Source organism: Roseovarius marisflavi (genome assembly GCF_900142625.1).
Taxonomy (GTDB): domain Bacteria; phylum Pseudomonadota; class Alphaproteobacteria; order Rhodobacterales; family Rhodobacteraceae; genus Roseovarius; species Roseovarius marisflavi.
On sequence record NZ_FRBN01000005.1, the window covers coordinates 191,326 to 201,059 of the forward strand.

The 9,734-nt window shown below is 56.4% G+C and carries 8 protein-coding genes; 4 read left to right on the plus strand and 4 right to left on the minus strand.

Going from position 1 to position 9,734, the window contains the following annotated elements; translation table 11 throughout:
• Nucleotides 1-252 precede the first annotated feature (252 nt).
• Together BUB78_RS07295 and BUB78_RS07300 are read right to left on the minus strand one after the other, a co-directional pair.
• On the minus strand, nucleotides 253-1,218 hold the full coding sequence (locus tag BUB78_RS07295; protein ID WP_073196589.1) for a DUF2793 domain-containing protein: 966 nt from the start codon (nucleotides 1,216-1,218) through the stop codon (nucleotides 253-255).
• A 227-nt stretch (nucleotides 1,219-1,445) separates the two neighbouring features.
• Nucleotides 1,446-1,790: a hypothetical protein gene (locus tag BUB78_RS07300; RefSeq protein ID WP_073196591.1), complete on the minus strand. Its 345-nt coding sequence runs from the start codon at nucleotides 1,788-1,790 to the stop codon at nucleotides 1,446-1,448.
• A gap of 245 nt (nucleotides 1,791-2,035) precedes the next feature.
• Between BUB78_RS07300 and fdhF the strand changes: the two genes are divergently transcribed.
• On the plus strand, nucleotides 2,036-4,816 hold the full coding sequence (gene fdhF / locus BUB78_RS07305; RefSeq protein WP_073196593.1) for a formate dehydrogenase subunit alpha: 2,781 nt from the start codon (nucleotides 2,036-2,038) through the stop codon (nucleotides 4,814-4,816).
• A gap of 94 nt (nucleotides 4,817-4,910) precedes the next feature.
• Here fdhF and BUB78_RS21535 read toward each other — a convergent pair whose 3' ends face one another.
• On the minus strand, nucleotides 4,911-5,309 hold the full coding sequence (locus BUB78_RS21535; protein ID WP_084732793.1) for a transposase: 399 nt from the start codon (nucleotides 5,307-5,309) through the stop codon (nucleotides 4,911-4,913).
• 768 nt (nucleotides 5,310-6,077) lie between these two features.
• On the opposite strand from BUB78_RS21535, the gene BUB78_RS07315 reads away from it, so the two are divergent.
• From BUB78_RS07315 to BUB78_RS07325, 3 genes are read left to right on the plus strand one after another with little or no spacing between them, the layout of a single operon-like run.
• Nucleotides 6,078-6,917 (plus strand): hypothetical protein, encoded by an 840-nt coding sequence (locus BUB78_RS07315; protein WP_073196595.1) that lies wholly within the window; start codon nucleotides 6,078-6,080, stop codon nucleotides 6,915-6,917.
• Between the two features lie 2 nt (nucleotides 6,918-6,919).
• Nucleotides 6,920-7,879 (plus strand): polysaccharide pyruvyl transferase family protein, encoded by a 960-nt coding sequence (locus BUB78_RS07320; protein ID WP_073196597.1) that lies wholly within the window; start codon nucleotides 6,920-6,922, stop codon nucleotides 7,877-7,879.
• An 8-nt stretch (nucleotides 7,880-7,887) separates the two neighbouring features.
• Nucleotides 7,888-8,547: a TylF/MycF/NovP-related O-methyltransferase gene (locus BUB78_RS07325; RefSeq protein ID WP_073196599.1), complete on the plus strand. Its 660-nt coding sequence runs from the start codon at nucleotides 7,888-7,890 to the stop codon at nucleotides 8,545-8,547.
• A 207-nt stretch (nucleotides 8,548-8,754) separates the two neighbouring features.
• Here BUB78_RS07325 and tnpC read toward each other — a convergent pair.
• Nucleotides 8,755-9,734 (minus strand): IS66 family transposase (gene tnpC, locus BUB78_RS07330; RefSeq protein ID WP_139279275.1); only part of this gene is annotated, 980 nt, incomplete at its 5' end.

Below are 9,734 nucleotides of genomic sequence, written 5' to 3' on the forward strand. Positions count from 1 at the left end.
ATGGAATTGGGATGGCAAAACCGGCGCGTCTTGTGCCGGGTGCGCGATTTACACTGGTTTGTCGGGGAGAGCGTTTGCGCTCTGTGGTCGCTCTGGTAATTCGGTGGTTTTCGAAATACCGCGTGTCATTCTGCCTGCGGTCAATGCCGACCGGGGGAATGCTGCAACCGTCGTCCAAAAGCGACTTCCGCTTGGAATGAGATCATCTGCACCCGCCTGTCAGAGTGGAAAAACCGGCGGGTGCGTCACGCCTCAGGTATTCAGGAACGTATAGGAGTAATTGCCCGACGCGGTGTACCGGTTTTCCAACTGGATGGCGCCGGACTGGACCGCGATGCTGGTTTTGTCCGCAAGGCCCGTTGTGCCGCTGAGTGACGTCACACCCAGGTTTTCAAAACCGCTTCCGGCGATCAAAGTTAAGAGGTCAGGCGCGCTCCCGGTGTCATACGCGAAAATCCCGCTGTTTGTGACCTGCGGCAGGCCCGGATTGACCTGTGAGATGAAAACCATCCCGGCCGGTCCGGGCGGAATGAGAGAGGCAACAGCATTCGCGGCGATCACGATCATGCCGCTGCGCAGGCAAGGCACCTCTACGAGCCCGTCTTGCGCCCGTGCCGACAGGGCGGTGGTGAAATTGCTGCCGTCATCGCTTACCTTAAAGACCAGATCCGTAGTACCGGCCAGTCCGATTTCGGCGTGGCCGCTGAAGGCAGACTGAAACAACAAGGATGCTGTATCCGCAGCAGAGGCCTTGTTGATCTTGAGCTGGTGCCCTGCGCCCGCATGATTGAACAGGCTCGCCTCTGAGGATAGCGCCAGACGGTTCACCGCATCATAACTGCTGTTGATCCCCACGCCCTCGACATTGTCGAGCGACAGATCAATCGCCAGCCACTGGCCTGCGGTAAACACCTTGATCTGCGCCGTCGAGATATCCCACGCGCGCCAGCCCGGTTGCGGCGTCAGGAACTGCCAGCCGGCGTTGAAAAACAGCGCAATGTCGCCGTCATGGCCAGCCCACTCGCCCTGTGCAGCAAGCCCCAGTCCATAGCAGGCCCCCTCAACGGGGGGATTTGGCGGTGTGGTGACCCCCAAGGCCTCAACGCTTAGCTGGGTGATCGCATCCAGCCGCAAAAGCGCCTCATTATGGGTGACATGTTTCAATGCCTGTGATGGCGCGATCAGGGGTAGGTTCAATTTGGGCGAGATGTCAGACATAGTTGAAATTCTCCGGAGCAAGGTCAGCCGGATCATAAAAACGCGCCTGTAAACATATCCTGACAGGACCGTACGCACCGCGCGGCGCCGGGTTTACAGATGGCGCAGATGTGTCCGGTGTGAAACCTGATTTAACCCAAAACGCGGCCTGAAATGACAAGTATCACGCCATAAGCACGACGCGTGACCGTGATGGCCAGAATGAACTACGTCTCGAGAGCCCACCCTCAGGACGCGTCGCCCCAAGGGGCGGGCACGGCTGATCCGTTGACCCGCACCTTGCCCGCCTCGTTATCCAGCACGACCGCGCTTTCAAACAGCGTCAGCGTCGGGCGCACCCCAAAGCGGCCCTCCATCCAGTCGGCCCAGCCCGCGTTGAACCAGGCCTCGGCGTCCGCGCGCGTGGCGAATTCATAAACGCCACCGCCGCCCGCCTCGCTGTTGAGATAGTATTTCCGACGCAGGCCTTTGACCTTGTGAAAGATCTTCGTGGACTCAAGCGATTGGGCGATCACATCAGCCTCGGGCCGTTTGGGCCCTCCCATCGGGATTTGCACAAGGGCGATGATCATGATTCTCTGGCTCCAACTAAGGGACACATAGCGTTTTGCACGCGCTCTGGTGCACGATAGCCGAGCCGCGCCAGACTGCAAAAGCCCCTGAAACGGCTGCCAGCACAACGTTCATCTGGCTCGCCATGCTGCGGATACGAAACTTCTGAACCAGCGGTGGCGTAAAAATGCGGTGAGGTGTCGGGATTGGCAGACTCACTTTTTGTGCCGCATGGTCTAACATCGCCAACAAAGGAGACACGCGCATGTCTGACAGGATCACATTCACCCTTGATGGCAATCAGGTCGAGGCCGAGGCCGGTCTGACCATCTGGGAAGTTGCCAATGGCCGAGGTCTGGTCATTCCGCACCTCTGCCACAAGCCCGCCCCCGGCTATCGCCCGGATGGCAACTGTCGGGCCTGCATGGTCGAGGTCGAAGGTGAGCGCACGCTTGTCGCGTCCTGCATCCGCGAAGCCCGCGACGGGATGGTCGTCACCACCAATTCCGCGCGCGCCGAAAACGCCCGCAAGATGGTCATCGAAATGCTCGTCGCCGATCAGCCCGAGCGCGCCGAGGCCCGCGACAAATCAAGCCACCTCTGGGACATGGCCGATGCAAACGGCGTCAGCCAGAGCCGCTTTCCCAAGCTCGAAGAGGGCCGCATTCCGCTTCTCGACGACAGCCATGTGGCGATGCGCGTTAACCTTGATGCCTGCATTTCCTGCGGGTTGTGCGTGCGCGCCTGCCGCGAGGTTCAGGTCAACGACGTGATCGGCATGGCCGGACGCGGCCATGATGCCTATCCGACTTTCGACATGGCCGACCCGATGGGCGCCTCGACCTGCGTGGCCTGTGGCGAATGCGTTCAGGCCTGCCCGACCGGCGCGCTTATGCCCGCCACGGTTCTGGATGACGCCCAACAGGGCGACAGCGCCGATTTCGACAGCGAAACCAAGAGCATCTGCCCGTTCTGCGGCGTCGGTTGCCAGATCAGCCTCAAGGTCAAGGATGGCAAGGTCAAGTATGTCGAGGGCCTCAATGGCCCGGCAAACGAAGGCCGCCTTTGCGTCAAGGGGCGGTTCGGGTTTGACTATATCCACCACGAACACCGCCTGACCAAGCCGCTGATCCGGCGCGAAGATGCCCCCGCCAAGGGGCTCAACGTCGATCCCTCCAACTGGCAGGAATATTTCCGCGAGGCCGAATGGGACGAGGCGCTTGATCTGGCGGCTGGCAAGCTCAAGGCGCTCAAGGATACCCATGGCGGCAAGTCGGTCGCGGGCTTTGGCTCGGCCAAATGCACCAACGAAGAGGCCTATCTTTTCCAGAAATTCATCCGTCAGGGGTTTGGCCACAACAACGTCGACCACTGCACGCGTCTTTGCCACGCCTCATCGGTCGCAGCGCTGATTGAAAACGTCGGCTCGGGTGCGGTGACCGCTACCTTCAACGAGATCGAAAACGCCGATGTGGCGATCGCCATCGGCTGTAACCCGATTGAGAACCACCCCGTCGCGGCGACCTATTTCAAACAGTTCACCAAACGTGGCGGCAAGTTGATCGTGATGGACCCGCGCGGCGTCGGCCTGCGCCGTTTTGCCACCCATATGCTGCAATTCCGCCCCGGTGCGGATGTGTCGATGCTCAACGCGATCATGCATGTGATCGTCGAAGAGGGGCTCTATGATCAGCAATATATCGACGCCTACACCGAGAACTGGGAAGCCGAAAAAGCCCACCTCGCCGATTTCTCGCCCGAGGCGATGGAAGGTATCTGCGGCATCCCGGCCGAAACCCTGCGCGAGGTCGCCCGCACCTTCGCCAGCGCCAAATCGGCGATGATCTTCTGGGGTATGGGGATTTCCCAGCATATCCACGGCACCGACAATTCCCGCTGCCTGATCAGCCTCGCCTTGATGACCGGTCAGGTCGGGCGCCCCGGCACCGGGCTGCATCCGCTGCGCGGTCAGAACAACGTTCAGGGCGCGTCGGACGCCGGCCTCGTGCCGATGTTCCTGCCCGATTATCAGACCGTCACCGACGACGGCGTGCGCCGCGCCTTTACCGAGGTTTGGCAATCAGAGGACTTCAGCGCCGAAAAGGGCCTGACCGTCACCGAGATCATGGATGACGTGCATGCGGGCAACACCCGCGGCATGTATATCCTTGGCGAAAACCCGGCCATGTCCGATCCGGATGTCGAACACGCCCGCGATGCCCTGGCCAAGCTCGAACATCTGGTGGTGCAGGATATCTTTATTACCGAAACGGCGAACTATGCCGATGTGATCCTGCCCGCCTCGGCCTTTGCCGAGAAATCCGGCACCGTGACCAACACCAACCGCCAGGTGCAAATGGGCCGCCCGGCCCTGCCGCCCCCCGGCGATGCACGCGAAGACTGGGCGATCACCACCGCGCTCGCCAAGCGGATCGGCCTCAACTGGAATTACGCATCCCCCGCCGATGTCTTCGCCGAGATGAAGCAGAACATGCGCTCACTCAACAACATCACCTGGGAGCGGCTCGAGCGTGAAAACGCCGTGACCTACCCCTGCCATGGCCCCGATGAACCGGGCAAGGCGGTGGTGTTCGGCGACGGTTTTCCGCGCCCCGAGGGTCGCGCGCGCTTTACCCCCGCCAGCGTGATTGCGCCCGACGATGTGCCGGATGCAGAATACCCGATGATCCTGACCACCGGGCGGCAGCTTGAACACTGGCACACCGGCTCGATGACCCGCCGATCCTCCGTGCTGGACGCGGTCGAGCCCGAGGCCAATTGCTCGATGCACCCCTCCACCCTGCGCCAACTCGGGGTCGAGCCGGGCGGCATGGTGCAACTGACCACCAAACGCGGCACTATCCAGATCATGGCGCGCGCCGATCGCGCGATTGCGCCGGACATGGTGTTCCTGCCCTTCGCTTATGTCGAGGCGGCGGCGAATATCCTGACCAACTCGGCGGTCGATCCCTACGGTAAAATCCCCGAATTCAAATTCTCCGCCGTCAAGGTCGAGGCAGGCTCGGCCCAGGTCGCGGCAGAATAACAAACGGGGGCGGCCCAACACCGCCCCCTACTTATTCTTTGCATAACCATTCAACTACTATGGGTTGGTGCCGGTAGAGTCAGCGATGTGGTATTCAGGGTACTAAAGTAGGATGCCTTCGAACATCCCACCGTTGTCGTTGGAAATTGCCCTTTGCCTCATCCGGCCGTCCCCGGTAGCGCTTTTTGAGATGCGGAAACTCGCGTTGCACCTTATGAGGTGAGCGCTTTTTTGTCTGGCGTATCAGGTCGCTCAGGGCGGGCTGATGCTGTATTGAGACGAACATGAGGATGTGATTGGCGAACAACTCTCCCATGATGATTTCAACGTTTCTATGAGTGCAAATCTGGCTGATAACGTCACGCATCCGGAGGCTGACATCACCAGGCAGCGCCTTGAGGCGATTTTTGATGGGCCGGGCCAAATGACGCCTGCGGTGGAAAACGCAATGCTTGTGGCGATGATATAAAAAAGGTGCAGGTGCGAGAATCAACGCCGTCCGAAACCGGCTTCATGTAGCCTAAGGCGGTAGGCCAAATATAAACCACTCACGAGGTCGCATGCGGTAGCGTGTTGACTGTGGTGCCGCTGAAGGGACTCGAACCCCCGACCCCATCATTACGAATTTTGCCGTCCATGTGTTGGACGTGACCGGACCAGGCCGCTTAAGGCCGTACAACCCATTATGATTGCTTGACTAATTTTCATCACGATCTTGGACGGTGTCGGACGACGCAAGAGAACGTTTGACGTACATCCCCTACTAATCCCCTACTAGTAGGGACCGCCGCGCCTAACCCTACCGCCTCTTCCGGATGTTGGAACCCAGGGTAGTCTGGCTGACACAACAGGTTAGCTGTGGCTTGCAAGGTTAGTCGGGGCTAGGGCCAGCAAACCCGGTAAACCGGTCAAACCCGGCACACCCCACCCCAAGCATGGGCTGTTTTCCTGGGAGGCGCGGGCCTGCTCCCGGTCCACCCCTCTCCCTTGATCCATCCTGGAGCTGCGAAAACCTGACAGGCGGAGCACGCCAAGACCGGACTTTCAGACAACTTGCCGCGAACGCCCGTTCAGAGCCCGACCTGTAGATTAGTCACCTTGCAGCGAACGGCAGCCACCACAGAGATTAGTCTGGGCGTTCCATCGCTCGAATTCATCAATAGATCGACACCCCGTGTACAGCCCTTCTTGAGTTGACTAGGCCCTCACGCAACGGCAAGGTCGCGTGGTATGTCCGAAACTATTGAAGCAGTGCCCTTACGTGAACCTCTCTCTGAGCACCATCGCTACAAAGAAATCCCTTTCGGAATTTCTCCTACTAAAGCATTCCATCGAGCTGTTTCATGATTGCCAATGGTGCGTCGTAGCAGACTCGACTACAGAGAGTGTTCTCCGAAGCCTCGATAACGTCTCTGTGGTTGAGGTTTTTTCAACCGATGACAGCAAGCTGTCACACGGCGTAACCGATGTAACAATGAAATCCTACCACTATGATTTAATGCTTGCGAAGTTCTCAGCCACTAAGGCGGCACTTAGCGAGAATGGCTGGGCGGTTTACCTTGATGCCGATATGCTGTTCGTCAACCCAATTGATGATTATGTTTTTCGACTTCTAAAGGATAGTGATGTCGATGCAGTGCTCACCCCACATTATACGAACGATAAGCCGAATGAAATGAGGGTAGGGATATTCAATGCTGGTATGTTTGGAGTGTCGAACCCTGAGTTTCTAGAAAAGTGGCATGAGTATTGTATTGTGCACAGAGACAAATCAACATACTTCGAGCAGCAACCTATTGAATTCATTTATAAAATTTTTCGATGCCTGACGCTCCCAATCAACTACAACATTGGTTGGTGGAGATTTAAGGACGGATTTTCGGATCACCGATTTGACTATATTTCACTCGATGAGAAAGGCGGACTGATGTTTTACGGCCTGCCAGCCATAAACTTCCACTTTCACCTCATGAAGCCACTCCTCTATCCCAATAACGGACAGCGGCTCATACAAAATGTGATTGATCTCATGTCTTCATCCTCTCTCCAAAGTCTTAAGAGCATTGTTGAGAAGTACGAAGACCTCAAGTCGGGAATGTGAAAATGAAGATAGGCATCTTTGCTCCATGGCACCTCAGAGAGGATAACTTTGGTGACAAAATGATTGGTCACCATATCCAACGTGCTCTTTCTGACCATGAGATATTTCTTGTCTCCACTGGAACTATACCTCAGCCGCATGAAATCGATCAACTGAATGTCTGCGATCTAGTATTAATAGGCGGTACCAATCTGATCCACTCTCGTATGGACGAGAAGCAACAATGGGTAATCTCTCTCGATGCACTAAGGAGGATACAAAAACCAATTAGCTTGATGGGGGTCGGCTGGCGGCAATATCAAGATGAGGTGCCGAACGGCTTTTCAGCGGAACTGTTATCTGGGCTCCTTCCTGTTGAAGCCGATTTGATGCATTCTGTGCGGGACAACTATACCAAGTTGAAGCTTAGCGAGATTGGCATTAACTCGATCAATACTGGGTGTCCGACGATGTGGGATCTGAAAGAAACATATTCTTGCCCTGGAATAGCCTCTCGCAACAATAGTGTCATCTTTACCGTAACGGACTATAAAAAGAGCCCCGACCTAGATCGCAGTTGGATCGAAAAAATCCGGTCATATGGAAAGCTGTACCTTTACCCGCAGGGCTTACATGATGTGCAGTACGTTGAGTCTCTAGGTATCAGTTTTAACCTATTAGACCGCAACATCGACAGCATGGATTGCCTCGAAAACTCTCTCTACGTTGGAACTCGGCTCCATTGTGGAATTCACTGTCTCAGCAAGGACATCCCATCTGTAATCTTGTCCGTTGACAATAGGGCAGCTGAGATCGGTGCCGACACATGTCTACCTGTGGTGCCAAGAGACAGTCGTGCACCCGAGAAACTGTCTGCAATGCTTGCGGATTATTCCGTTAGACTAAACATACCTAACGAAGAGATCGAGCGATGGAAGCAAGCACAGGGCATTGATGCTAAACCTGCCTCCATCAGAATATAGGGGGTAGGATGAGGCCTGAACACTCCAAACTTGTTGATGAGATCGTTGATCGAAAATTGACTTTTCTAAGGCGTTCAGCGCTGATTGAAATGTGCGAGCTAGTTTCCGAAATATCGCGTTCTGATGTGCCGGGCATATTCATCGAATGCGGCGCAGGGCTTGGTGGCTCCAGTATCGCGATTGCGGCTGTTCGCCCAGAAAACAGAGCTTTCAAAGTCTTCGATATGTATGGCTTGATACCCGAGCCGACACAGCAAGACGGTGAGGATGCGCATACCCGGTATAGTGAAATAATTTCCGAAGAAAATAAGCAGAAGTTCCCAGACTATTATGGCTATCAAAGCGACCTCTTAAACCAAGTCAAACAGAACTACGCTAGCGTGGGCGTATCGATCAAGAACATTGATTTCATTCAAGGTGATATTCGGGACACACTCATAGTAGAGGAGCCGGTGGCATTCGTGCATATAGATTGCGATTGGTATGAGCCAGTAGAGAAAACACTAAGTGTCGTTAGTTCTCAGCTCTCTGTGGGTGGTGCAATAATTATCGACGATTACGATTACTGGTCAGGATGCAGGAAGGCCGTCGATGAATTCCTGCAAGAACAAAGTGGTAGATTTCGGGCCGAGGAAAGAGAAAGACTGACAATCTTCCGTCAGGACTAATTGGGTTTGCAGTCCGAAAACCGACGGAGATCGTGAGCTATCAACCGCCAAGCGCCGCAGAAGCGGACATTGCTGAACGTCAGAGAAGTCCCGCAAACCGGGCCTTGGCCGGCCGTGGATCGAGCGTCCGCTTTGGAAAGCATGCTACGAGCGCGTAAGGTCCATTATGTTAAGTACGCGGTCGCGACTCAGTAAGCGGTGCGCCGTTCACACCGGATTGACGTAGTTCCAGGGCAGCAGCAGGTTGATATCGGTTTGTTTGTGCCCGCCTGCTATGGCTTTCAGGACACCGGACAGATAGCCATGGGGCTTGATCCCGTTGAGTTTGCAGGTCTCGATCAGGGATGCGATGACGGCCCAGTTTTGCGCTCCGGCATCATGGCCTGCGAAGAGCGCGTTTTTGCGGTTGAGGGCGATGGGACGGATGGTGCGCTCGACGGCGTTGGAATCCAGTTCGATGCGACTGTCGTCGAGGAACCGGCATAACCCTTCCCAGTATTTAGCGATGTATTTCAGGGCCTCTCCGGTCGGCGATTTTGCCAAGACGCGGGCGCGGTTCTGGGCGAGCCAGAGCTCGAAGGCGTCGATGATGGGTTTTGAGCGGTCCTGTCGTGCAGCGTGCCGTTGATCGGCAGGCAGGCCGCGCAGGTCTTTTTCGATACGGTAGAGTGCCTGGATTTGAGCCAGGCCCTCCTGCGCGATTGGAGCTGCGCCAGATTGGGTGACGTCATGCAATTTTCGCCGCGCGTGTGCCCAGCAATAGGCCAGCACCACATCCTGTGTAGGGCGTTTGAGCAAGCGGTTATAGCCTGCGTATCCATCAACCTGCAGGGTGCCGCTGAAGCCGCTCAAGATGTTATCCGCATGCTGCCCTGACCGACCGGGCGCATAGGTAAACGCCACTCCGGGAGGATCGTCGCCGCCCCATGCTCGGTCATCGCGGGCAAGGGCCCAGAAGTATCCGGTTTTTGTGCGTTTGCGCCCTGGTGCCAGAACTGGCGCAGGGGTTTCGTCCATGAAGAGCTTGGTGGAGCGCTTCAGATCGGCCATGAGCGCCTCATAGACCGGGGTCAATTCGAACGCCGACTTGCCTACCCACGCGGCCAGGGTCGAGCGATCCAGATCGATCCCTTGGCGGCTGTAGATTTGTGCCTGCCGATAGAGCGGCAGGTGATCCGCATATTTTG